Annotated in this window: 25 protein-coding genes; 19 read left to right on the top strand and 6 right to left on the bottom strand. The window is 73.3% G+C overall.

Features of this window, described 5'->3' with window-relative positions:
* Positions 1–22 precede the first annotated feature (22 nt).
* The 9 genes from GA0070610_RS28405 to GA0070610_RS28365 all read left to right on the top strand — a co-directional run bounded on the left by GA0070610_RS28405 (position 23) and on the right by GA0070610_RS28365 (position 9198).
* Positions 23–997 (top strand): UDP-glucuronic acid decarboxylase family protein, encoded by a 975-nt coding sequence (locus GA0070610_RS28405; RefSeq protein WP_089002877.1) that lies wholly within the window; start codon positions 23–25, stop codon positions 995–997.
* Between the two features lie 77 nt (positions 998–1074).
* On the top strand, positions 1075–2310 hold the full coding sequence (locus GA0070610_RS28400; RefSeq protein WP_089002876.1) for an LCP family protein: 1236 nt from the start codon (positions 1075–1077) through the stop codon (positions 2308–2310).
* Positions 2311–2543: 233 nt separating this feature from the next.
* Positions 2544–3758 (top strand): LCP family protein, encoded by a 1215-nt coding sequence (locus GA0070610_RS28395; RefSeq protein WP_089002875.1) that lies wholly within the window; start codon positions 2544–2546, stop codon positions 3756–3758.
* Between the two features lie 299 nt (positions 3759–4057).
* Positions 4058–4996, top strand: a complete 939-nt coding sequence (locus GA0070610_RS28390; protein ID WP_089002874.1) for an LCP family protein — start codon at positions 4058–4060, stop codon at positions 4994–4996.
* Positions 4997–5049: 53 nt separating this feature from the next.
* A complete protein-coding gene (locus tag GA0070610_RS28385; RefSeq protein WP_089002873.1) occupies positions 5050–5385 on the top strand; it encodes a rhodanese-like domain-containing protein in 336 nt (111 codons plus the stop codon).
* A 10-nt stretch (positions 5386–5395) separates the two neighbouring features.
* Positions 5396–6187 (top strand): glycerophosphodiester phosphodiesterase, encoded by a 792-nt coding sequence (locus GA0070610_RS28380; protein WP_089002872.1) that lies wholly within the window; start codon positions 5396–5398, stop codon positions 6185–6187.
* Between the two features lie 124 nt (positions 6188–6311).
* Positions 6312–7769: a PAS domain-containing sensor histidine kinase gene (locus GA0070610_RS28375; RefSeq protein WP_089002871.1), complete on the top strand. Its 1458-nt coding sequence runs from the start codon at positions 6312–6314 to the stop codon at positions 7767–7769.
* Positions 7770–7836: 67 nt separating this feature from the next.
* On the top strand, positions 7837–8253 hold the full coding sequence (locus GA0070610_RS28370; RefSeq protein WP_231925838.1) for an ATP-binding protein: 417 nt from the start codon (positions 7837–7839) through the stop codon (positions 8251–8253).
* Between the two features lie 60 nt (positions 8254–8313).
* A complete protein-coding gene (locus GA0070610_RS28365) occupies positions 8314–9198 on the top strand; it encodes a DUF5926 family protein (protein ID WP_089002869.1) in 885 nt (294 codons plus the stop codon).
* Positions 9199–9274: 76 nt separating this feature from the next.
* On the opposite strand, the gene GA0070610_RS28360 is transcribed toward GA0070610_RS28365, so the two are convergent.
* Positions 9275–10513 carry an arginine deiminase gene (locus tag GA0070610_RS28360; RefSeq protein ID WP_089002868.1) on the bottom strand — a complete coding sequence of 413 codons (1239 nt, stop codon included), beginning with the start codon at positions 10511–10513 and terminating at the stop codon, positions 9275–9277.
* A gap of 163 nt (positions 10514–10676) precedes the next feature.
* On the opposite strand from GA0070610_RS28360, the gene GA0070610_RS28355 reads away from it, so the two are divergent.
* The 5 genes from GA0070610_RS28355 (at position 10677) to pheA (ending at position 14223) form a co-directional block, all read left to right on the top strand.
* Positions 10677–11417 (top strand): hypothetical protein, encoded by a 741-nt coding sequence (locus tag GA0070610_RS28355; RefSeq protein ID WP_089002867.1) that lies wholly within the window; start codon positions 10677–10679, stop codon positions 11415–11417.
* Positions 11418–11593: 176 nt separating this feature from the next.
* The gene (locus GA0070610_RS28350; RefSeq protein ID WP_089002866.1) at positions 11594–12052 is read left to right on the top strand and encodes a hypothetical protein; all 459 of its coding nucleotides are present in this window, start codon (positions 11594–11596) and stop codon (positions 12050–12052) included.
* 75 nt (positions 12053–12127) lie between these two features.
* Entirely contained in the window at positions 12128–12517 is a 390-nt protein-coding gene (locus tag GA0070610_RS28345) for an ACT domain-containing protein (RefSeq protein WP_089002865.1), read from the top strand.
* Positions 12518–12582: 65 nt separating this feature from the next.
* Positions 12583–13260, top strand: coding sequence for a hypothetical protein (locus tag GA0070610_RS28340; RefSeq protein WP_331716487.1), 678 nt, complete (start codon positions 12583–12585; stop codon positions 13258–13260).
* Between the two features lie 9 nt (positions 13261–13269).
* On the top strand, positions 13270–14223 hold the full coding sequence (pheA, locus tag GA0070610_RS28335; protein ID WP_089002864.1) for a prephenate dehydratase: 954 nt from the start codon (positions 13270–13272) through the stop codon (positions 14221–14223).
* A 193-nt stretch (positions 14224–14416) separates the two neighbouring features.
* Here pheA and GA0070610_RS28330 read toward each other — a convergent pair whose 3' ends face one another.
* From GA0070610_RS28330 to GA0070610_RS28320, 3 genes are all read right to left on the bottom strand, one after another.
* Positions 14417–15139 carry an AIM24 family protein gene (locus GA0070610_RS28330; protein ID WP_089002863.1) on the bottom strand — a complete coding sequence of 241 codons (723 nt, stop codon included), beginning with the start codon at positions 15137–15139 and terminating at the stop codon, positions 14417–14419.
* Positions 15140–15230: 91 nt separating this feature from the next.
* Positions 15231–15575: a metallopeptidase family protein gene (locus GA0070610_RS28325; protein WP_172896728.1), complete on the bottom strand. Its 345-nt coding sequence runs from the start codon at positions 15573–15575 to the stop codon at positions 15231–15233.
* A gap of 151 nt (positions 15576–15726) precedes the next feature.
* Positions 15727–16158 (bottom strand): OsmC family protein, encoded by a 432-nt coding sequence (locus GA0070610_RS28320; RefSeq protein WP_089002862.1) that lies wholly within the window; start codon positions 16156–16158, stop codon positions 15727–15729.
* A 112-nt stretch (positions 16159–16270) separates the two neighbouring features.
* Here GA0070610_RS28320 and GA0070610_RS28315 point away from each other — a divergent pair, with 112 nt between their 5' ends.
* From GA0070610_RS28315 to GA0070610_RS28305, 3 genes are all read left to right on the top strand, one after another.
* Positions 16271–17017 carry a hypothetical protein gene (locus tag GA0070610_RS28315; RefSeq protein ID WP_089002861.1) on the top strand — a complete coding sequence of 249 codons (747 nt, stop codon included), beginning with the start codon at positions 16271–16273 and terminating at the stop codon, positions 17015–17017.
* 253 nt (positions 17018–17270) lie between these two features.
* Positions 17271–18092: an HAD family hydrolase gene (locus GA0070610_RS28310; RefSeq protein WP_089002860.1), complete on the top strand. Its 822-nt coding sequence runs from the start codon at positions 17271–17273 to the stop codon at positions 18090–18092.
* Entirely contained in the window at positions 18092–18904 is an 813-nt protein-coding gene (locus tag GA0070610_RS28305) for an HAD family hydrolase (RefSeq protein ID WP_089002859.1), read from the top strand. The genes GA0070610_RS28310 and GA0070610_RS28305 overlap by 1 nt, the downstream gene beginning before the upstream one ends.
* Positions 18905–18937: 33 nt before the next feature.
* On the opposite strand, the gene GA0070610_RS28300 is transcribed toward GA0070610_RS28305, so the two are convergent.
* Positions 18938–19546 carry a bacterial proteasome activator family protein gene (locus tag GA0070610_RS28300; protein WP_089002858.1) on the bottom strand — a complete coding sequence of 203 codons (609 nt, stop codon included), beginning with the start codon at positions 19544–19546 and terminating at the stop codon, positions 18938–18940.
* Between the two features lie 83 nt (positions 19547–19629).
* Here GA0070610_RS28300 and GA0070610_RS28295 point away from each other — a divergent pair, with 83 nt between their 5' ends.
* The gene (locus GA0070610_RS28295) at positions 19630–20427 is read left to right on the top strand and encodes an alpha/beta hydrolase family protein (protein ID WP_089002857.1); all 798 of its coding nucleotides are present in this window, start codon (positions 19630–19632) and stop codon (positions 20425–20427) included.
* An 80-nt stretch (positions 20428–20507) separates the two neighbouring features.
* Positions 20508–21704: an ABC transporter substrate-binding protein gene (locus tag GA0070610_RS28290; RefSeq protein ID WP_089002856.1), complete on the top strand. Its 1197-nt coding sequence runs from the start codon at positions 20508–20510 to the stop codon at positions 21702–21704.
* Positions 21705–21755: 51 nt separating this feature from the next.
* Here the strand turns inward: GA0070610_RS28290 and ddaH are convergent, their stop codons facing one another.
* Entirely contained in the window at positions 21756–22589 is an 834-nt protein-coding gene (ddaH, locus tag GA0070610_RS28285) for a dimethylargininase (RefSeq protein WP_357659763.1), read from the bottom strand.
* Positions 22590–22616 lie beyond the last annotated feature (27 nt).

The raw sequence follows: 22616 nt of genomic DNA, 5'->3' as shown, positions 1-22616 counted from the left end.
GGCACTCGGTAGGCTGACCGGCATGAACGCTGTCGCCCGTTTCGGACCCGGTCACCGCATCCTCGTCACGGGCGGCGCCGGCTTCGTACCGTCGCATCTGGTGGACGCCCTGATGGCCCGCGGCTGCACCGTGGTCGCGCTCGACAACTTCGTCACCGGGTCGAAGGAGAACGTCGCCCACCTGCTGGACGAGCCGAACTTCACCCTGGTCGAGGCCGACATCTCCGACGGCCTGCCGACCCACCCGGCGCTGGCCGAGCGGTTCGACGCCATCCTGCACATGGCCTCGCCGGCGAGCCCGACCGACTTCGAGAAGCTGCCGGTGGAGATCCTCCGCGTCGGCTCGGTGGCGACCCTGCACCTGCTGGACCGCGCGGTCGCCGACGGCGCCCGCTTCCTGATGGCCTCCACCTCCGAGGCGTACGGGGACCCGAAGGAGCACCCGCAGCGCGAGTCGTACTGGGGCAACGTCAACCCGATCGGCATCCGCAGCGTCTACGACGAGGCGAAGCGCTTCTCCGAGGCGGCCGCCATGGCCTACCACCGCAGCCGGGGCCTGGACACGGCCATCGTCCGGATCTTCAACACGTACGGCCCACGGATGCGCCCGGACGACGGCCGGGCCATCCCGACCTTCATCTCCCAGGCGCTGCGCGACGAGCCGATCACCGTGCACGGCACCGGCAACCAGACCCGCTCGATCTGCTACGTCTCCGACCTGGTGCGCGGCATCCTGCTGCTGCTCGACTCGCGCGAGACGGGGCCGATCAACTGCGGCACCGAGCACGAGATGAGCATGCGGGAGTTGGCCGAGACGATCGTGTCGCTCACCGGCAGCGCCTCCGAGGTGACGTACATCACCCGCAGCGCGGACGACCCGGAGATGCGCCGGCCGGACCTGACCCTCGCCCGCGAGCTGCTCGGATACGAGCCGACCGTGGCGCCCGAGGACGGCCTGCGCCGCACCATCGAGTACTTCCGCGAGCGGATGGTCTAGCGGGCGTGCCAGCCGTCGGCGCACACGTCGGCGGCGCTACGGGGCGACAGTGGCCGCGCGTACGTACCCTGAGTTACATGTCAGCGACCATGCCCGCCGGAGTTCCGCTCCCGCACCTGCACCGCAGCGCCGGGCGCGCCTCGGTGCCCGGCTCCGGCCGGGACGCCGGCCGCGCCCGGCCCGCCGAGGCCCGCTGGTCCCCGTCCCCGGACGAGCCACGCGCCGGTGGCCCGGGTGGTCCCGCCGGCCCCGGCGGGCCGGGTGGGACGACCGGTCCGGGCGGGCCGGAGCGGCCGGGCAGGCGGGGCGTACGCCCACGCTGGGGCCGCATCGCCCTGGTGGCCGGCGTGGCGGTGCTGGTGCTCGCGGTGCTCGGCGGGGCGGGCGCCTGGTTCTACGCCCGCGGCCTCAACGACGACCTGGCCCGCACCGATCCGTTCTCGGAGATCACCGGGGGCCGCCCGGCCAAGGCGGTGGACGGTGCGCTGAACATCCTGCTGGTCGGCAGCGACTCCCGGGACCCGGACGCCCCGGTGGACAAGTCCAGCAAGTGGCGGGCCGACACGATCATCGTGATGCACATCCCGTCGGACCACCAGAAGGCCTACCTGGTCTCCATCCCCCGCGACCTCTACGTGCCGATCCCGGAGAGCGCCAGCGCGGACTGCGGCTCCGGGCAGCGGGGGAAGATCAACGGTGCCTTCGCCTTCGGCGGGCTGCCGCTGGCCGTCCGGACGGTCGAGTGCTTCACGGACGTGCGGCTCGACCACGTGATGGCGATCGACTTCGCCGGCTTCAAGCAGGTCACCGACGCGCTCGGCGGCGTCGACCTCAAGGTCGAGCGGACCGTCACCTCGATCCACAAGCCGTACCGGACGTTCACCAAGGGCACCAACCACATGGACGGCGCCGAGGCGCTGGACTGGATCCGGCAGCGCAAGCAGTTCCCGGACGGCGACTTCGCCCGGATGCGCCACCAGCAGGAGTTCCTCCGCGCCCTGATGGACAAGGCGGCGAGCACGGGCACGCTGACCAACCCGAAGAAGCTGAACGACTTCCTCAAGTCGGTGACCGCCGCGGTCACCGTCGACCAGGGCTTCTCGCTGGTCGACATGGGGGTGCAGTTCCGCAACCTGCGCGGCGAGAACCTCACCTTCGTGACCAGTCCGCACGTCGGCAGCCAGACCATCAACGGGGAGTCGGTGGTGGTGTCCGACAAGGAGAAGGCGCTGACCATGTACAAGGCCATGTCGGCCGACACCATGACTGCCTGGGTCGAGGCCAACCAGAAGAAGGACGGCACCGGAAACTGAGCGGCGCCGCCGGCCGGCTCTCCCTCGTGATCGACGGACGTCATCACGATTCGGAGGGCCGGCCGGCCGCTTCCTGTGAGCCAACCGCCGATCAGCCGTATCGATCTGTCCATTCGGTCAGTTCTCCTGGATGACGGCCGTACGAACGGTATTTGACGGTCGGACGACCTCGCCAGGACGGGAAAGCGTCCGTAAAGTGATCCCGCCCCCTGACAACGCGAGCTGGAGCACGCATGCCGGTTCAGACCAGCCGTCGCCCTCCGGCGCTGGAGTCCCCCCGTGGCCCGGTCCGGGCCTCCACGAGCATCCCGAAGCAGCCCGTCAAGGGCGGCAAGCCCGGTGGCGGGTCCGCGAGGAAGCGGTCGCGCCGCAAGGACCCGCTCTGGGCCCGACTCACCCTGATCTTCGGCGCCGTGCTGATGGTGGCCAGCGGCGCGGCGATCGTCGGCAGCAAGGCCCTGATCAGCAGCGCCACCGGCAACATCGCCCAGCGCAACCTGCTCGGTGACGCGGGCAAGACCGACGCCGAGGGTGGCGCCAGCCTGGACGGTCCGATCGACATGCTGCTGCTCGGCGTGGACGCCCGGGAGCGGTGGGCCGCCGACGACGTGCGGGCGGACAGCATCATCGTGCTGCACATCCCGGCGACGCACGACCAGGCGTACCTGATCTCGATCCCCCGGGACACCGAGGCGCAGATCCCGGCGTTCAAGAAGAGCGGCTACTCGGGCGGCACCGACAAGATCAACGCGGCGTTCCAGGCCGGCGCGCGCAACGGCGGCGGCTGGGAGGGAGGCGCCCAGCTCATGGCGCAGACGATCAAGAAGATGACCGGCATCAGCTTCGACGGCGCGGCGATCATCAACTTCGGCGGCTTCAAGAACGTCATCGAGGCCCTCGGCACCGTCCGCATCTGCGTCAAGCAGGAGGTCGAGTCGATCCACATGTCGTACGTGGACGGCAAGCCGATGTGGAACGCCGACGCGAAGAAGACCGGCAAGCAGCGGACGCCCGTGGTGCACAAGAAGGGCTGCCGCGAGATGGAGGGCTGGGCGGCGCTGGACTACTCCCGGCAGCGCAAGAGCCTCAAGAACGGCGACTACGACCGGCAGCAGAACCAGCAGCAGCTGATCAAGGCGATGGCGAAGAAGGCCACCCAGGACGGGACGCTGACCAACCCGATCAAGCTGAACAAGCTGATGGACGCGGCCGGAAAGGCGTTCATCCTCGACACCGGCGGCGTGCCGGTCGCCGACTTCGTCTTCACCATGCGCGGGGTGACCGGCAACGACCTGGTGATGCTGAAGACCAACGGCGGCACCTTCCACAGCGACGGCACCCGCGAGACGCTCAGCGCGCAGACGCTGGACATGTTCCGCGCGGCGAAGCAGGACAAGCTGGCCGAGTTCGTCTTCGCCAACCCCGAGGTGGTCTCCAACCGCGAGTAGCCGGGCCCGCCCGGGGATACCGGCCCGCCGGATGGCCGACCGGGCCGCGCAATGTCGGCGAAGCGGCCCCGGCCGGGCAATTCCCGCCAAGCAGCCCGGGCCGGGCAATGTCGGCGAAGCGGCCCGGGCCGCCCTGATCGCCTCGTAGCCTGACGTGAGAAGCGTTCACGTACGGGTCGCGGGGAGGCGTCACGTCCAGATCGGCGGACGACGGCCGGAGCCGGGGGGTCGCTCCCCGGCCCGCCCGGCCGCGCCGCGTCCGCTGGCCCCGGCTGCTGCTCGGCCTGGGCCTGGCCCTCGTGCTGCTGGCCGGGCTCGCCGTGGCGGGCCTACGCACCCTGACCGACCGCTACGAGCGCAGCGTCGTGCGGGAGCAACTGCTCGACCCCAGCGCCCGCCAGAAGCGCACCGACCCCGACGGGCCACTGAACTACCTGCTGGTGGGGACCGACCGGTGGCAGAGCGGCAGCGCGGCGGACCGCCGCTCGGACACCATCCTCATCGTGCACGTCCCGGCCGGCGGGCGCGAGGCGTACCTGGTCTCCGTGCCCCGTGACCTGCTCGTCGCCATCCCCGCCGGCAACGGCTACGGCGGCGGCCAGGACAAGATCAATGCGGCGTACGAGCACGGCGGGGGCGGCCAGCCCGGCACCCGGCTGCTCTCGGCCACCCTGGCCCGGCTGACCGGCATCCGCTTCGACGGCGCGGCCCTGATCGACTTCTCCGGCTTCCGCAAGGTCATCGACCTGCTCGGCGGCGTACGCATGTGCGTCGACACCGAGGTCCGCTCGATCCACACCGATCGCGTCTTCCCGCCCGGCTGCCAGCAGATGGACGGCGGCGAGGCGCTGGACTACGTCCGGCAGCGCTACGACCTGCCGGGCGGCGACTACGACCGGCAGACCCACCAGCAGCAACTGCTCCGGGCCGTGCTGGAACGCACGAGCGAGACGTCGCTGCGGACCAACCCGGTCAAGCTGGACCAGGTGATCCGCGCCGTCGGCGGCTCGTTGACCGTGGACACCAACGGCGTACCGCTGGAGGAGCTGGTCCTCGCGCTACGCGACCTGCCGGCCGACGCGCTGCGCGGCGTGCAGGTCCCCTCCCACCCACAGACCATCGACCAGGTGTCGTACGTGGTCCTCGACAACGGCGGGAACGGCCTCTTCGAGGCGGTACGCGGCACCCGCGTACCGGACTGGGCGCGGGCCAACCCGCGCTGGGTCACCCGACTGTGACGCCGGGGACCGGCCCGCCGCCGGCCGGCCGGGCGAGGATCTAGGCTTGGCCCGTGTTCGGATCCCAGGTTCCCACCGTGACCGTGCCCGAGATCGCCGACGACGCGTACCTGCTCGACGTCCGGGAGGACGACGAGTGGAACGCCGGCCACGCCCCCGGCGCGCACCACCTGCCGATGATGGAGCTGCCGGCCCGCATCGCCGAAGTGCCGACCGACCGCGACGTCGCCGTCATCTGCCGCTCCGGCGGGCGCTCCGCGCAGGTCGTCACCTACCTCATGCGCAACGGTTGGGACCAGGTGCGCAACGTCGAGGGCGGGATGGGCGAGTGGGCCGCCGCCGGGCGACCGGTGGTCGGCGAGGACGGGCAGCCGGGCCGGGTCCTCTAGGACGGGCGGGATGGACGCCCCTCTCGTCTTCGCCCACCGCGGTGCCTCCCACGACCTGCCCGAGCACACTCTCGCGGCCTACCTGCGTGCCCTCGACGAGGGCGCGGACGGGCTGGAGTGCGACGTCCGGCTGACCCGCGACGGGCACCTGGTCTGCGTGCACGACCGTCGGCTCGACCGCACCAGCAACGGCCAGGGGCTGGTCAGCGCCCGTACCCTCGCGGAGCTGGAGGCGCTGGACTTCGGCTCCTGGCACCCCGGCTGCGCGCCCGCCGACGGCGACGAGGTGCTGGACGAGTCGCACACCCGGCTGCTGACCCTCGAGCGGCTGCTGGACGCGGTTCTGGCCGCGGGCCGGCCGGTGCGGCTGCTGGTGGAGACCAAGCACCCCTCCCGTCACGGCGGGAACGTCGAGCGCCGGCTCGTCGCGCTGCTGCGCCGCTACGGCCTGGCCGAGCCGAAACCGGACGATCCGGTACGCGTCACCGTGATGTCGTTCTCCCCGCTGGCCGTACGCCGGACCCGGGGGCTGGCCCCCGGCCTGCCCACGGTGCTGCTGCTGGACGTGCTGCCGCGCTGGGTGCGGCTGGGGCGGCTGCCGTTCGGCATCCGGACCGCCGGCCCCGGCGTCGCCCTGGTGCGGGCCCGCCCGCAGCTGGTGCCCGCGCTGCGGGCGGCGGGCAACCAGGTCTACGTGTGGACCGTCAACGAGCCGGCCGACCTGGACCTCGTCCTGGCCGCCGGGGTGGACGGCATCATCACCGACCGGCCGGCGCACACGCTGGCCCGCCTGGGCCGCTGACCGGCGTGGCGCCGAGCGACGGACCGGTCGGGCAGGCAGCCGCCGGGCGGCAGCCCGCGCGGGCGGTCGTGCTGAGCGCCGGGCAGGGGTGTCCCGGGACGGGCCGGCGGGGCACACTCGGAGCATGCCGGAGCGCACCGATTTCTCCGCTCTCATCGCCGGCCACACCACGGTGATCGAAATGATCAACTCGGGCGGCACCGGCCTGCCGGTGCTCATCCACCTGCTCGACGTCGCCCAGTCGGCGCTCGGTGCGGCGGGTACGGCGTTCGTCGAGTTCGCGCCGACCGGCGGCCGGGTGATCGCCGCCACCGGCGCCGCCGAGTGGGCCGTCGGCCACCCCGTGCCGGCCGACGACCCCGCCACCGTCTGCCTGCTCTCCGGCGCCCGCGTACGCCAGGCCCGCACGGACGAGTGCACCGGCGGGCTCTCCGGCGCACTCGCCGAGCGGGGCCTGCGGCGGATGGTGGTCTCCCGCGCGGAGGTCGGCGGCCTGACGGTCGGCAGTCTGCACGTGCTCTACCCGGACGGCGCCGACCGGCTGGACGCCGAGCAGCACGCCGTAGTGGGCTACGTCGCCTCCTGCATCGCCCACATGTACGGCGACCAGACCGGGCTGCCCGTGCACGGCGACGGGCCGGTGGTGGCGGCGCTGGCGGACGGCCTGGCCGTGGTCGACCGCGACGGTCACGTCCGGCTCTGGAACCCGGCCGCCGCGCGGGTCACCGGCCGCCCCACGGACCAGGCACTCAACCGGCCGCTGCCCTTCCCGCTGCCCCCCTCCGGGCGGGTGCTCGACCACCGGCTGCCGGACGGGCGCTGGCTGAAGATCACCTCGGGTGAGCTGCCCGGTCCCGGCACCCTGCGGGTGGTCACCTTCCGCGACATCACCGACCAGCAGCGCCGCGACCACGACCGGGACCTCTTCGTCGCGGTGACCAGCCACGAGCTGCGTACGCCGGTGACCGTCATCAAGGGCTACGCGGACACGCTCACCGACCACTGGGAGTCGCTGACCGAGACCGACCGGCGGCAGGCCGCCCGGGTGATCGGGCAACGCGCCAACGAGCTGGCCCGGCTGGTGGACCGGCTGCTCTCCTCCGCCGCCGAGGCGGGGCCGGGCGACGATCCCCCCGCCCCGTACGACCTCGGGGACGCGCTGCGCACGGCGGCGGCCGACCTGCCGGCGGAGCTGCGGCGGCGGCTCGTCCTGAGCCTCCCCGCCGACCTGCCGAAGGCGCTCGGCCACCGGCCGAGCCTGGCCACCATGCTCACGGAGCTGTGCACGAACGCCGGCAAGTACTCCGCGCCGGACTCGCCCGTCGAGATCACCGCCGGGGCCGACGGGTCGACGGTCTTCTTCCAGGTCGGCGACCGAGGCGTCGGCATCCCGCCGGAGCACGTGGAGCGGGCATTCGACCGGTTCTGGCAGGGCGAGTCGGGCGACCGTCGCCGCTATCCCGGGGCCGGACTCGGCCTCTATCTCGTCCGTCGGATCGTTGAACAGCAGAATGGATGGGTATCCCTACGGCCGAGGGCCGGTGGCGGTACGGTCGCAGAGGTGCGGCTGCCCCGCGGGTGACGGCGACGGGCAACGGGGGCGTGAAGGGGCGAAGGTGTCGACGGGAGCTGCCGATCGGGCATGGTGCGTGGTGGTGCCTCACCACCCCGCTGGAGCACGGCTGGCGCGGCGACGGCTCGCCGAGGAACTGACCGACGTCGTACCCCCGCCGCTCCTGGCCGACCTCGTCGCGGTCCTGGCCGAGCTGGTGGGCAACGCGGTCCGGCACGCGGACCCCCTGCCGGGCGGGGTGGTTCGGGTGGCCTGGCGGCTACGCGCCGCACTGGGCGGGCAACAGGTGCAGCTCCGGGTGACCGACGGCGGCGCCGCCGCGGGCCCCACCATGCGGGTCGCCGACACCGACGCCGCCGACGGCCGGGGGCTGCACATCGTCTCGGGGCTGGCCGACCGCTGGGGAGTCGAGCGCGACGGCCTGGGCCAGAGCGTGTGGGCCGAGTTCGACCCGGCGGAGATCACCCGGTCGGACCTGGCCGTGGCCGGCTGACCGACCGCGAGGGCGGGTCCTGCCCCCGCCGCCCGGCCGGGGCCTCTAGGCTGTGTCGCCGTGAGCAAGCGTCGAAAGAGCCAGCGGGCCGCCGAAGCCACCCCCAAGCGGGAGAAGGTGCGGGACATCTTCGTGCCCCGACCGTTCGAGGGGCTGACCGACGAGCCGGAGTGGATCGCCCTGCGGGAACTGGTGCCGGCCGCCTCGGCGCCGCTGCGGCTGGCTCCCGCCCTGGTGGAGGAGTTCGGCGACCGGGAGGTCGTCCTGGCCACCGTGCTGCCGATGGCCACCCCTGCCATGACCAAGCCCGACGGGCGGGTCCTCATCGGGCTCCAGCGCCACATCCAGTCGGGCGACGTCTCCCGGGACCTGGCTGAGGCGCTGCTCTGCGCGCTGCGGACCGAGCCGGGGCGCCCCGTGGCCGTGCCGCCGCTGCCCGGCCCCGGCCCCCGGTTGCAGGACGTCCTGGTCGACGGCCCGCTGGAGGTCAGCATGCACGACGGGTTCGAGTTCTGGCTCGACCCGGGGGCCGGCGACGACCCGAACGTGCAGGCGTCCCTGGAGCGGGCGAACGCCGCCATCTATCCGACCGTCCGGCTCACCGCCGCCCGCGCGGCGTACTGGTGCCAGGTGCCGGAGAAGGCGCACGTGCGCTGGGTGCTGCCCGACGACGAGGACGCCGCGCTGGACGCGCTGGCCCGGCTGAGCGTGGCGGGCACGCTGGTCCTCGGCGGGAACACCCGGTTCGCGGGCATGTTCCGGGCCCACGGCCGGCTGGTGCCCGTCTGGGACCTGCCGGAGGACGTCCCGGCCGCCGACTGGGAGCAGCCGGTCGCCGACTTCGCCAAGCGGTACGCGGAGGCCCTCGCCGAGCCGGCCCCGCTGGACGCCGCCGGCCGGCGGGCCCGCCACGGCCTGCTCGGCCGCCAGCTCACCCTGCGCTGAGCCGGGTGCCCCCGCCGTCGCGGCGGGGGCACCGGGCGGGCCCGGCCCGGCGGCCTCGTGGTCCGCACCGGTGCGGCTACGGGCGGCTGGCAGGGGGCGTTTTCGCCCCGCCCAGCGGCTCGCGGACCAGGGGACAGGACATGCAGCGCGGCCCGCCCCGGCCCGAGCCCAGCTCCGAGCTGGCGATCGGGATGACCTCGATGCCGGCCCGCTCCAGCTGCGCGTTGGTCTCGGTGTTGCGCTCGTAGCCCACGCAGAGCCGGGGCGCGATCGCCAGGGTGTTGTTTCCGTCGTCCCACTGCTCGCGTTCCGCGGTGACCGGGTCCAGGCCGGTGTCGATGACCCGGAGTTGGGGCAGGTCCATCGCGTCGGCGGCGGCCCGCAGGAACGGCGCCGGGCCGTCGACCCGCGGGTCCGCGCCGTCCGCGCCAGCGATGACGGTGTACGCCGACAGCGTGTGGGCGATGTTCGGGTACATCAGCACCGCGTCGACGTCCACCATCGTGCAGACGGTGTCCAGATGCATGGTCGCCCGCTCCTGGGCGATCGGCACGACGAGGATCGTGTGCGCGAGCCCGGCGGCGAAGACCTGCCGCGCGAGGCGCTCCGCGCCGGCCGGGGTGGTCCGCTCGCCCACGCCGACGGCCAGCACCCCCGGCGCGAGGAGCAGCACGTCGCCGCCCTCCAGGTGCTCCAGGCCGGGCTGGTAGACGAGTTCCGTGCCGGCGAAGCGCGGGTGGTACCGGTAGATGGCGTCGGTCAGCGTGGTCTCGCGCCGCCGCGCCGGCATCGCCAGGCTGGTCACCCCGACCCGGTCGCCGACCCAGAACGAGGAGTCCCGGGTGAACAGCAGGTTCGGCAGCGGGTCGATGACGAAGTCGTGCCGGTCCATCAGGGAGTAGACGAGACCGCCCGGCCGTTCCCGGCTGACCCGCAACTCCTCGTGGGCCAGCCCGGCGATGAGCACGTCGGCGAGCGCCACCGGGTCGAGGTACGCGAGGTGCTCGGCGACCCGGGCCCGCAGCGAGTCGCCGAGCCTCGGCGAGCCGAGCACCTGCTCGGTGAGTTCGGCCCGCGCGTCGGCGACGGCGAGCGTCTCGGCGAGGAGGGTGGCGAGGTAGAGCACCTCGACCCCGCGCTCGCGCAGGGCGGCGGCGAAGGCGTCGTGCTCCTCCTGGGCGCGTCCGACCCAGGGGATCGCGTCGAACAGGAGCGAGTCGTTGTTGCGGGGGGTGAGCCGGGCGAGTTCGGGGCCGGGGCGGTGCAGGAGCACCGTACCGAGCCGACCGACTTCGCTGTCCACGTAGTGGGTCACCCTCGCAGCGTAGGGCAGGGTTTGGCGGCATCCGATAAAACAGGGGTGGATGAATATGGCATTCATCCGCACTCACTCCGGCGTTCCAACTTGCCGACACGGGGGACTGGCAACGTAGGGTAGTGAGGACATAACTTCGAGGGACCTTTTGCCGGAGGTCGCGATGACTGTCTTTCCCGCTCGTCGAGCCGTACCGTCCAGTCGGGCACTGCCGCCCGCAGCGGTGCCACACCCCCGCGTGGAGTCGCCGGGGGTGCTCGCGCCCGTCCGTCCGTCCCCGTTGGAGTGGGCCCGCCGCCGTCGCGCGGAGCGGGACGCCCGGCGGCTGGAGGCGGCCGGGGCACGGGCGCTCGGCCGGCTCGACCATCTCGGGCCCGCGTGGCACGTCATCGAGTGGCCCCGCACGGACGCGACCGACCTCCTGCTCGACCACGAACGCGACGAACGCGCAGGCTTCCTCGCCATCGGTCCGAGCGGGCTCTTCGCGGTCACCATCGCCGACCACGGCCGCGCCCGGGTGCTGGTCGCCGGCGACGTGGTCCAGATCAACGGGAAGCGGCCGCCCTACGTGGCCGAGGCCCGCCGCGACGCCAAGCGCGCCAGCAAGGCCCTTTCCGAAGCGGTGGGGCTGCCGATCCCGGTGACGCCGGTGCTGACCTTCGTCGGCTCCGGCGTCATCAGCGTCTACGGCCTGCCGAAGGACTGCCTCATGGCCACCCACCGCGAGCTGGACCGCCTGCTCGTCGCCGGGGGGAGCCGGATCAGCCCGGCCACGGCCGAGAAGCTGTCCCGGGTCGCGCAGCACCCGGAGACCTGGCTGAACGGCGCGTACCGTCCGGCCGCCGACTACCGGTGGTACGAGGACGGCCGAACGGCCGCTGACAAGCCGGCCAACCGACGGTAACGTCACCGGCGACGCCACGCACCCGGGCGCCGGTCGGCACCCGTCGGCCGCGCCGTCGCCGGCCGCCTGGTCAGGGCATTCCCTCACCCACCGGCGGCCCGGCGACCCCGCGCGGTCGGCGACACCCGCGACGACCGGCTAGCGTGGACGGACCGTCGGTGTACATAGGAGGCGCGGTGGCCCACGTCGAACTCTCGCTCTCTGACGTGTTCGTGCCCGCGGCGGGAACATCGACAGAGCAGGAGTTCGACAACCTCGGTCGGTGGTCGTCGACCGTCTCCAGCGCCGCCGAGCCGTGCCTGCTCATCGACGCCGGGACGAGGGTCGTCGCCGTATCCGACGCCGGTTGCGAACTGCTCTGCCTGGGCGACCCGGAGGACGTGACCGGGCTGCCGCTGCTCGACGGCGGGCTGCGGTTGCTCGACTTCACCGCCAACCGCTGCGAGCTGACCGAGCCCGAGATCGACAAGATCCCGCCGCTGCTCGCCCTCTCCTCCGGGCGCTTGGCCCGGGGGCTGCTGCGGGTCCAGGGCGCGTCGGCCGACGCGCCGGACTCGACCGTCGACGCGATCTCCACCCCGGTGTTCACCAGGGGGACGGTCGCCGGTTCACTCACGTTCTTCTCCCCGGTCTGAGCAGCGGCGGGATGTGGCGTTCGCCGCACGCGGCGAATCTGGGGCGGGCCCGTACCGAGGCCGTAAGGTGCCCTCATGCTCGATATCGCTCTGCTGCCGGGGAAGTACGCCGTCTGCCGCCTGGCCGCCGGCTCCGCCCTGCCGCCCGAGTTGTCGGGCGGGCTGAGCGACGGAGACGTCGTCACGGTGAGCTGGACGGCCGACGGGATCTCGCTGATCTGCCCCGCCGACCGGGCGCCCGAGCAGGCCGTCGGGGAGACCGCCTGGCGCTGCCTGCGGGTCGCCGAGCCGCTCGACCTGGCGGTCAGCGGCACCCTCGCCGCGCTGGTGGACCCGCTCGCCGCGGCCCGGGTCAGCGTGGTCGCCTTCTCCACCTACGACACCGACTACCTGCTGGTTCCCGCCGTACGGCTCCGCGAGGCGACCGCCGCGCTGGAACGCGCCGGCCATCGCGTCCTCGGCTGATCTTCACCCGGCCGCCGGATGCTCCTAGGATGGGCTCGGCCTCCCGGCCGCAGTGACGCTCCCCGATGTCCCGAGGATCGGCCGTGCCGCCCACCCCCTCGCGCCACGACACCTCCGCCCGACCGCCCGGCCCCGCCGCCGGGCCCGGAGCGGGTCGATCGCGCCCGCACCCCGACCGGCCGGCCCCGCCGCCGTACGCCCGCCGGACCCCGGTCTCGCCGCACGCCCGACGGCTCGCGGCCGTCGCGCTGCTGGTCGCGGTGCCACTGGCCGGCTGCGGCACCCCGCCGGAGCTGCGCGAGCCCGCGCCGACCACCGTCCCGACCCGCTCCGTGCCCCCCGCGACGCCCAGCGTCCCACCGAGCCCCCCGCCCCCCACCGGCCTGCCGGACACCGGGGCGGTCACCCCCACGCCCGACTCCGGCCTGGTGGCGGTCCCCTGCCCCGACGGCCCCTCCGGGGCGCGGATCGTGGACCTGGTGCGGGGCCGGGGTGGCGTGCTGCCGAACGGCGTCCGGGTCCGGGTGCGCACCGGGCCGCTCTGCGCCGGCGAGTGGCACTACACCGTGCTCGACGTGACCGGGCACGAGACGCTCCAGGTGGTCACGCAGGGCCGGCCGGGCGCTCCGCGGCTGGTCACCGCCGGCACCGACGTCTGCACCGCCGAGGTCCGTGCCGCCGGGCCGCCCGGCATCCGGACGCGCGTCTGCGACGCCGGGTCGCTCGACGTACCTGGTGCGTAGGCTGTCGCCATGCCGGGAACACCGCCGACGCGCTTCGTCTACCTCGGGCCGGAGGGCACCTTCGCCGAGCAGGCGTTGAACAGCCTCCCCGCCGCCGAGCGGGGCAGCCGCACGCCGGCGCGCAGCGTGCCGGAGGCGCTGGAGAGCGTACGGGCCGGGGAGGCCGACGCGGCCCTGGTGCCGCTGGAGAACTCGATCGGCGGCGCGGTCGGGGTCACCCTGGACGAACTCGCCGAGGGCGAACCCCTGGTGATCACCCGCGAGGTGATCCTGCCGGTCGAGTTCGTGCTCGCCGCGCGGCCCGGCACGGCCCTTCCCCACGTGCGCAGCGTCGCCGCCCACCCGCAGGCGTCCACCCAGTGCCGTGGCTGGCTGCGCACGCACCTGCCCGACGCCGTCGTGGTCGACGTGCTCTCCAACGGCGCGGCGGCCGCCGGAGCCGCCGCCGGCGAGTACGACGCGGCGATCTGCGCCCCGATCGGGGCCGGCCGGCACCGGCTCGACGTGCTCGCCGACAAGATCGCCGACCACCCGGACGCGGTGACCCGCTTCGCACTGGTGTCCCGTCCCGGGCCGCCCCCGCCACCGACCGGCGACGACGTGACGTCCCTGGCGGTCTACATCGCGCACGACCGGGTGGGCGCGTTGCTGTCGGTGCTGATGGAGCTGGCCGTCCGGGGGGTCAACATGAGCCGGATCGAGTCCCGTCCGACCGGCGAGGCCCTCGGCCGCTACGTCTTCTTCCTCGACTGCGCCGGCCACGTGGCGGACGTACGGCTCGGCGAGGCGTTGCAGGGGCTGCGCCGGGTCTGCGCCGACGTGCGTTTCCTGGGCTCGTACCCCCGGCAGAGGTTCCCCGGGGCGGGCGACCGCCCGATCCCGGCCCCGGCCGGCCTCTCGGACGCCGACTATGCCGACGCTGCCGCCTGGCTGGCCCGCCTCCGCGCCGGCGACCTGAACTGAGCGCGGCCCCGGCCACGCTTCTCGCCGCCGACGGCGGTCGGGAGACGACGCGACCCTCACCACCGCCGGCGGGCCCGGAACCGGCACGGCTCGCGCTGCCGACGGCGGGCCCGCAACGGCACCGCCCCCGGCCGGCGTCGGGGCCGGCGGGGCCGGACGAGCGCGGTGCGGGGGCGGTGGCGGGTGGCGCGGGTCAGCTCAGCAGGCCGCCGAGCAGACCGCCCTGCTGCTCCTGGGAGCCGCTGCCCATGATCGGCGGCTCCTCGGAGGGCTGGACGACGACGAAGCCCTGCCCGGCGAAGCTCATCGTGAACGACTCGCCGGTGCGCCGGCCGAGCAGCGTGCCGAGGCCGAGCTGCTCGGCGCGGTGGTAGCCGGTCTGGAGGTTGGCCGACCAGCAGACCGCGGCCTGCGGGTCCACGTAGGTGGGCGCGTCGACGTTGAGCACCACCGGGGTGCCCTTGGTGGTGATGGCGATCCGCCCGTGCCCGCTGAAGACGCAGTTGAACAGGCCCGACGAGGACGCCATGCCGGCCCCGCCGACCATCCGGATGTCGTACTGGAGGGTGGAGTCGAAGGCCAGCACGCTGGAACCGTTGATCGAGAGCGCGTCGCCGGGCTCCAGGTCGATGACGTGCACGTCCTTGGCGAAGTCGGCGAGGAAGACGTCCCCCCGACCGGAGACCTTCATCAGCGGGACGCCCTCGCCGGTCAGCTTCTGCTTCAGGAACTTGCCGAGCCCGCCGGAGCCGAGCGCCTGGAACTGCACCTGCCCCTGGTAGGCGACCATCGACCCGACCCGGGCCATCGCCTCGCCGTTGAGTTCGATCTTCAGCATCTTGGAGTTCTGCAGCCGCATGCCGGGCTGCGCGGACTCCTTCTCAAGGTTCTCCGCCGAGAACAGCTCGCTGCGCATGGAAGTGCCTCCTGAGTTCGTGGTACCTGGACCGACGGTAGGCGACCGTGGCAACCGCCGACCACCGGCCGACCGGCCCTGCCACGCCCCGTCAGCCCCAGCCCAGCTCGTGCAGGCGGGCGTCGTCGATGCCGAAGTGGTGGGCGATCTCGTGCACCACCGTCACCGCGACCTCGTCGACGACGTCCTCGTCGTCGTCGCAGATGCGCAGGATCGGATTGCGGTAGATCAGGATGCGGTCCGGCAGCACGCCGGCGTAGTCCCAGCCCCGTTCGGTGAGGGCGTGCCCCTCGTAGAGGCCGAGCAGGTCCTCGCCGGGGGGCGGGTCGTCCTCCACCAGGATCACGACGTTGCTCATCAGGGCGAGGAGTTCCTCTGGCACCTCGTCGAGCGCGTCGCCGACCAGCTCCTCGAAGCGCTCGCGACTCATCTCCACCGGCACCCCGCCCATTCTGCCCGACGACCCGGCCCGCCCGCGCCGGTCGGGAGGGCGGATCCCCGGCCGCTCGGCAGGGCGGTCCGCGTAGGGCCGGCGGACCGCCACGGGAACGTCCTTCCCGTGGCGGTCGACACCGAGGGTGGGACGGTCAGGAAGCGAGGCGGGCGGTCAGGCTGATCTGGGCGCCCGGGGAGAGCAGGCGGGAGATCGGGCAGTTCTCCTTGGCGGTCTCCGCGAGCTTGGTGAACTGCGCCTCGTCGATGCCGGGCGCCTGGCCGACGGTGTCCAGCTCGATGCGGGTCACCGTCATTCCGGCGTCGGTCTTGTCGAGGTGGACCTTGGCGGTGGTCTCCACGGAGGTGGAGGGAGAGCCGGCCTCGGCGAGCGCCTTGGAGAACGCCATCGAGAAGCAGCCGGCGTGGGCCGCCCCGATCAACTCCTCGGGGTTGGTGCCCTCGCCCTCCTCGAAACGGGACTTGAAGGAGTAGTTCCCCTGCAACCCGCCCTTGCCGGTACGGATCGTGCCGGACCCCTCGGTGAGGTTGCCCTGCCACTGTGCGGAAGCGGTACGGATAGGCATGCACCCGACGCTAGCCCACCGGGCACGAGCCGGCGACCGTTCACGCTCCGAGTCGCGGGGTGCGTACTGTGTCATGATTCGGGGCAGGCCCGCGAACGCGGAAGGGTGGCCGATGTCCCAGGATTCCCCCATTCCCCGGCAGGAACACCGGTCCGACGGTGCGGCCGTCCTGGAGTGGGGCACAGCGGAGCCGGCCGGGCCGCGCCGGTTCGGGCGTACGTTCTCCGGCCTGGGCCGGGACCGCCGACTGCCGGTGTTGCTCGCGGGGCTCGGCGCGGTGGCCGCCCTCGCCTCGATGCTCGGCGAGTGGCAGATCATGACGATCCCCAACGGCGGGCCGCAGGGCAACACGCCGCTGCGGGTGCCGGGCGGGGTGTCCGACATCGGCGGCTTCGGGGTGGGCTACCTGGTCGGGCTGTTCGCCCTGGTCTGCGCGGTGGTGCTCGCGCTGCGCGGCACTGGCGCGGTACGCCCCAACGCCCGGCTCGCCGGGCTGGCCCTGGCCGTGGCGCTGCTGGGGCTGCTGGTCGCGGCCGCCGCCTCGCTGGACGAGGCCGCGCAGCGGGTCTTCTTCTACTCCACGGACGACGGGTTCCAGGTCGAGTACGGCCGGGGCCTGGTGACGGCGTTCGTGGCCTGTGCCCTGTTCGCGGCGTCGCTGAAGCTGGCCCCGGCCGGCGCCGCCCCGCCCGCCGGGAAGGCGGACGAGGGGCGTGCGGCGGACGACGCCGACGACCCGGAGCCGGTGGGCTGGCGTCGCCGCAGGGCGCGGGACGTGGCGGACGACGGCCCGCCCGCGCCGGCCGACCTCACCGTCGGGCCGGCCATCCCCTTCGCCCGCCCCGAGCTCCAGGACTGACCCGGCTCCGCTCCGGCCCGCCCGCTCGACCCGGCGCCCGCTCGGCCCGACGAGGCCGGGACCGCCCGGCCCGGCCAGGTGGAGGGTCCCGGACGGGGACACCGGCGGGCCGTCGTCCGTTGGCACGGCATTCGCCGGAACGCCATGGCCGGGGCCCCTCCCGCGAGGTACGTTTGCTGCCCGCCGTCACTCAGGGTCGAGGCACCGAGGACCGAGACGGCTGGCTGCGACGGCGGCGGGCGAAGGAGGAACGATGACCCGCCCGGGACTGCCCAAGCTGATCGCCACGGATCTCGACGGGACGCTCGTCCGCAGCGACGACACCGTCTCCGCGTACACCCATGAGGTGCTCGACCGGGTGCGGGCCGCGGGGATCCCGGTGGTCGGTGCCACCGGTCGCGGGCCCCGGCTGGCCGAGATGACCCGCAACGACATCCGCGCCGCGGACTTCCTGGTGATGGCTGGCGGCGGCCGGGTGGTCGACCAGAGCGACCCGGCCGGGCCGGTGGTGCTCCGCGACGAGCGCCTCTCCGCCGAGGTGCTGGCCACGCTGCTGGCCGACCTGGAGGCGACCGTCGGGCCGCTGACGGTGATGGTCGAGGCGTCGGACGAGCACGGCGCCCCGCTCTGGGGCGACTACCACGCGAGCTGGCCCTACCAGAACGAGTTCGAGACGCGCAGCCGCGCCGACTGTCTCTCCTGCGACGTGATCAAGGCCTTCGTCCGGACCGCCGACCACCACGTCGACGAACTGCTCGAGGTGGCCCGGCGGATCGTCCCGCCGGAGGTGGCCACCCTCACCCAGGCCGGGCTCGACTTCGTCGAGATCTGCCCGCCGGGGGTGGACAAGTCCACCGGGCTGACCGTGGTGGCGCAGCGCCTCGGCGTCGACCCGGCCGAGGTGCTGGTCTTCGGTGACATGCCCAACGACCTGCCGATGTTCGAGTGGGCCGGCTGGGCCCGGGTCGCGGTCTCCAACGCCCACCCGTTGGTCCGGGCCGTCGCCGACGAGGTGACCCTGCGCAACGACGACGACGGGGTGGCGGTGTACCTCGATCGGCTACTGTCCCGCTGATGGGAGAGGCACCACGGCTGATCGCCACCGACATCGACGGCACCCTGCTCCGGGACGACCGCACGCTCAGCCCGCACACCGCCGAGGTGCTGGCCCGGCTCTCCGCGCGGGGCACGCCGGTCGTGCTGGTCACCGGCCGTCCCATCCGCTGGTTGAAGATGGTGTACGAGCAGCTCGCCGAGCCGCTGCCGGCGATCTGCGCCAACGGCGCGGTGGTCTACGACCCGGTCGCCGACGAGGTGCTGCGGGCCGACCCGCTCGCCCCGCACCTGCTCGCCGAGGTGGCCAAGCGGCTGCGCGCCGAGGTGCCCGAGGTCAGCTTCGCGGTCGAGATCGTCGACAGCCGGCAGATGCGGCACGAGGCGCACTACCCGCTGCGCTGGGACGCCGACCACGACGCGATCCGGGCGGTCGAGACCCCCGAGGAGCTGCTGGCGGCGCCGGCGGTGAAGCTGCTGGCCCGCTCGGCGGAACAGGATCCCGACGCGTTCGTCGCGCTGGTGGCCGCCGCCCTGGAAGGGCTGGCGGAGGCGACCCACTCGTCGTACTCGGGGCTGGTGGAGATCTCCGCGTCCGGCGTGACGAAGGCGGCCGGTCTGGCCTGGTACTGCGCGCGGCTGGGCATCGACGCCCGGGACGTGCTCGCCTTCGGCGACATGCCCAACGACGTACCCATGCTGACCTGGGCCGGGCGGGGAGTGGCCGTGGCGAACGCGCACCGCGCCGTCCTGGAGATCGCCGACGAGGTCACGGCGGCGAACTCGGCGGACGGCGTGGCCGCGTACCTGGAAAAGGTCTTCGGGGTGGGGTGAGCGGCCGGCCGGGGTCCCCGGCCGGCCGGACGGTCAGAGGTACTGGCCGGTGCTGTGGCCCTCGCCGCCCTGCGGCGGCTGGCCCATCCCCGGCATGCCCGGCAGCATGCCGGCGCCCGGGCCGCTCGGCAGCGCCTGCCGGCCGGAGCGCATCTGCTCCAGCTGCACGCGGGCGGCCATCTGCTGCGCGACCAGGGCCGCCTGGATGCCGTGGAACAGGCCCTCCAGCCAGCCGACGAGCTGGGCGTGCGCGATGCGCAGCTCGCCCTCGCTGGGCGCCTTCTCCTCGGTGAAGGGCAGCGAGATGCGCTCCAGCTCCTCGCGCAGCTCGGGGGCGAGCCCCTCCTTCAGCTCGACGATCGACCGCTCGTGGATCTCCCGCATCCGGTGCCGGCTGGCATCGTCGAGCGGGGCGGCCTTGACCTCCTCCAGCAGCTGCTTGATCATGCTGCCGATCCGCATCACCTTGGCCGGCTGCTCGACCAGTCGGGTCGGGTCCTCGCCGTGTGCCTCGTCGGTCTGCACGGTGCCGACGGGCCGCCCGTCCGGGCCCACCACCACCACCGTTCCGGAGCGACCGGTGCCATCCTGGCCCGGCTCGTCGTTCTGTCCAGCGGAGTGCGCTTCGGTCATGGGAACCATCTTTACCCAGCCGCGAGCGCCCATGCGTCCGGGGACCGATCCCCGACCTCGGAACCCCGCGTGATCCGCGCTACGGTCGCGCCATGCCCGCCGACCCCCGCGACGTGCTCAGCCGGCCCACCGCGGCCCCCGACGTCACCGTCTCCTACGGCGACCATCCGGACCAGGTCGCCGACCTGCGTGCTCCCGCCGGGTCGGGCCCGGCCCGACGGCTGGTCGTGGTGGTGCACGGCGGCTTCTGGCGGGCCGAGTACGACCGCCGGCACACCGACCCGCTGGCCGTCGGGCTGGCCGCGCTGGGCCACCCGGTGGCCCAGGTGGAGTACCGGCGGACGGGGCAGCCGGGCGGCGGCTGGCCGGCGACGCTGACCGACGTGCTGACCGGCGTCAAGGAGCTGCCCCGGCTCGCGGCCGAGGCGCTGCCCGGCCGCGTCGCCGCCGGGCCGCCGCTGCTGGTGGGCCACTCGGCCGGGGGACACCTGGCGTTGTACGTGGCCACGACCGCCCCGGCCGCCGTCGGCGGCGTACTGGCGCTGGCCCCGGTGTCGAACCTCGCGGAGGCGTACCGGCTGGATCTGGACGAGGGGGCGGTGGCCGCGCTGCTCGGCGGCGGACCGGTGGAGCACCCCGAGCGGTACGCCGAGGCGGATCCACGATTGTCGGTGCCAACACCAACACGCACAGTAGTCGCGCATGGCGCACTGGATCAGCAGGTGCCCATCGCGATGAGCCGGGAGTTCGTGGCGGCCGGCCGCGCCTCGGGTGGCGATATCGCCCTTCTTGAGCTGCCAGAATGCGAGCATTTCGGGCTCATCGATCCGGAGTCGGCGGCATGGCCGCAGATCACGGCTGCTTTCCGATCCCTCCAGGAAGATCGTTAGGCATTGACGCAGCGTCGCTGACCGGGTAGAACGCCGAGGGGGCGTGATCCGCCCTGCAACGCTCCCCCGGAAGGAACTCGGTGTCGCAGATGAACCGCAGGCGGGCCCTCCAACTCCTGGCCGCTCTCGGTACGGCCGGACTGGTCGCCGGATGCGGCACCGACGACGCCGACGGCGAGTCGGCCAGCCCCGGAAGCCCCATCAAGATCGGCCTCGTGGCGCCGACCAGCGGCGGCCTCAAGGCGATCGGCGATGAGATCACCAACGGCTTCCAGCTCTTCCTCGACCTCAACGAGAAGCTGCTGGGTGGGCACCCGACCACCCTGCTCACCGCCGACGAGGGCGAGAGCGTCAAGACCGGCAAGGCGGCCGTCGAAGGGCTGCTCAAGCAGGGCGTACTCGCCCTCACCGGCGTGGTCGACGCGAACGTCATGTCCGGCATCCGGGACACCGTCGAGCAGGCCCGGGTGCCCCTGATCGGCTCCAACGCCTCGCCGTCCAGCCTCCAGAGCGTCGTCTACATCTGGCGGACGTCGTACGTGCTGGACGAGGCGGGCCGGGCACTGGGTCGCTACCTGCGCGAACAGCTGCCGGACTCGGCGCGGCTGGCGATCATCGCGCCGGACAGCGTCCCCGCCCAGGACGTCATCCGGGGCTTCCGGCAGGAGTTCGGCGAGTCCGACCCCCGGATCAAGGACGCCACGGTCTCCACGGGCGTCCACACCAACCCGTCCAAGTCCGCGTACCGGGCCGACATCCGCACGGCGCTGGGCCGGAACCCGTCGGCGGTGTTCTGCTTCTTCGCCGGGCCGGCGGCCGTCGAGTTCATCAAGCAGCTGCGCATCGAGGGGTTCACCGGCAAGGTGTACGCCCCCGGCTTCCTCACCGAGGGCGCGGTGCTCAGCAGCGTCAAGGCCGAGGACGCGCTGGGCATCCAGACGGCCCTCAACTACTCGTCCGACCTGAACAACACGGCCAACCGCCGGTTCGCCTCCGCGTACCGCAAGAAGCACGGCACCTCGCCCACCACCTACGCCATGGCCTCGTACGACGCCGCGCAGGTGCTCGACCAGGCGATCCGGCTCGCGGGCGGTTCACCCACCCCGCAGCAGGTCAACCTCGCCCTCGGCAAGATCGGCCAGATCGACAGCCCGCGCGGGCTGTGGCAGTTCAACCAGCCCCGTACGCCGCAGCAGAAGTGGTACCTGCGCGAGGTGCAGCTCGACGGGCAGGTCCTCTCGAACGTCCTGGTGACCGAACTGGCCACCCTGGGCTGACCCCGCCCACCCACCGTGGGTGGGCGGGTGGGGCGGCATGGCGGAAACGGGTCAGGGGCGGAGTTCGGCGATGCAGCACTTCACGCTGCCGCCGCCCTTCTTCAGCTCGGCCAGCTCGACCGGGACCGGGTGGTAGCCGGCCGCCTTCAGCTTCCCGGCCAGCCGGGTCGCCTCGCTGTTGAGCACCACGTTGAGCCCGTCGCTGACCAGGTTGAGGCCGAAGGCCAGGGCGTCCTCGGCGTCGGCGACCACCGCGTCGGGGAAGAGCTGGGTGAGCACCCGCTGGCTGGCGGCGGAGAAGGCGCCCGGGTAGTAGACGACGTTCTCGTCGTCGATGGAGGCGAGCGCGACGTCCAGGTGGTAGAAGCGCGGGTCGACCAGGCGCAGCGACACCACGGGCCGGCCCAGCGCCTCCTGCGCCTCCGCGTGCGCCGGCAGCTCGGTACGGAAGCCGTGCCCGGCGAGGATCAGCCCACCGTGCGCCTCCGGCAGGTACGCGAAGTCGCCCTCGCCCTCGTTGGTCTCGATCGGCGCGATGAACCGCCAGCCCCGCGACTCGTAGAAGGCCCGGTGGGCGGCGGCCTCGGCGGCCCGCTGTTCGTGCTTGAACTGCGCGCCGTAGACCGTGCCGTCGACCACGAACGCCCCGTTGGCCGCGTAGACCATGTCGGGCAGGCCCCGCTCGGGCGTCAGCAGGTGCACCTCGTGGCCGAGGCCGACCAGGGTCTCCCGCAGCCGGTCCCACTGCTTGACCGCAAGCTCCGAGTCGACCGGGGTGGACACGTCCATCCACGGGTTGATCGCGTACTCGACCGCGAAGTGCTCGGGCGAGCACATGAGATATGTCCGCTTTCGCGGGACTCGCTGCTGGTTCACGGTGACCAAGGGTAGGTACCCTCGAACTTTGGTAAC

The sequence above is a fragment of the Micromonospora echinofusca genome (genome assembly GCF_900091445.1).
GTDB lineage: Bacteria > Actinomycetota > Actinomycetes > Mycobacteriales > Micromonosporaceae > Micromonospora > Micromonospora echinofusca.
This window is presented reverse-complemented; position numbering and strand designations above follow the sequence as displayed.

Coding starts and splice junctions, on each gene's coding strand:
- GA0070610_RS28405 (WP_089002877.1), top strand. CDS start 23: ATGAACGCTGTCGCCCGTTTCGGACCCGGTCACCGCATCCTCGTCACG.
- GA0070610_RS28400 (WP_089002876.1), top strand. CDS start 1,075: ATGTCAGCGACCATGCCCGCCGGAGTTCCGCTCCCGCACCTGCACCGC.
- GA0070610_RS28395 (WP_089002875.1), top strand. CDS start 2,544: ATGCCGGTTCAGACCAGCCGTCGCCCTCCGGCGCTGGAGTCCCCCCGT.
- GA0070610_RS28380 (WP_089002872.1), top strand. CDS start 5,396: ATGGACGCCCCTCTCGTCTTCGCCCACCGCGGTGCCTCCCACGACCTG.
- GA0070610_RS28375 (WP_089002871.1), top strand. CDS start 6,312: ATGCCGGAGCGCACCGATTTCTCCGCTCTCATCGCCGGCCACACCACG.
- GA0070610_RS28355 (WP_089002867.1), top strand. CDS start 10,677: ATGACTGTCTTTCCCGCTCGTCGAGCCGTACCGTCCAGTCGGGCACTG.
- GA0070610_RS28345 (WP_089002865.1), top strand. CDS start 12,128: ATGCTCGATATCGCTCTGCTGCCGGGGAAGTACGCCGTCTGCCGCCTG.
- GA0070610_RS28340 (WP_331716487.1), top strand. CDS start 12,583: ATGTCCCGAGGATCGGCCGTGCCGCCCACCCCCTCGCGCCACGACACC.
- pheA (WP_089002864.1), top strand. CDS start 13,270: ATGCCGGGAACACCGCCGACGCGCTTCGTCTACCTCGGGCCGGAGGGC.
- GA0070610_RS28330 (WP_089002863.1), bottom strand. CDS start 15,139: ATGCGCAGCGAGCTGTTCTCGGCGGAGAACCTTGAGAAGGAGTCCGCG.
- GA0070610_RS28320 (WP_089002862.1), bottom strand. CDS start 16,158: ATGCCTATCCGTACCGCTTCCGCACAGTGGCAGGGCAACCTCACCGAG.
- GA0070610_RS28315 (WP_089002861.1), top strand. CDS start 16,271: ATGTCCCAGGATTCCCCCATTCCCCGGCAGGAACACCGGTCCGACGGT.
- GA0070610_RS28310 (WP_089002860.1), top strand. CDS start 17,271: ATGACCCGCCCGGGACTGCCCAAGCTGATCGCCACGGATCTCGACGGG.
- GA0070610_RS28305 (WP_089002859.1), top strand. CDS start 18,092: ATGGGAGAGGCACCACGGCTGATCGCCACCGACATCGACGGCACCCTG.
- GA0070610_RS28300 (WP_089002858.1), bottom strand. CDS start 19,546: ATGGTTCCCATGACCGAAGCGCACTCCGCTGGACAGAACGACGAGCCG.
- GA0070610_RS28295 (WP_089002857.1), top strand. CDS start 19,630: ATGCCCGCCGACCCCCGCGACGTGCTCAGCCGGCCCACCGCGGCCCCC.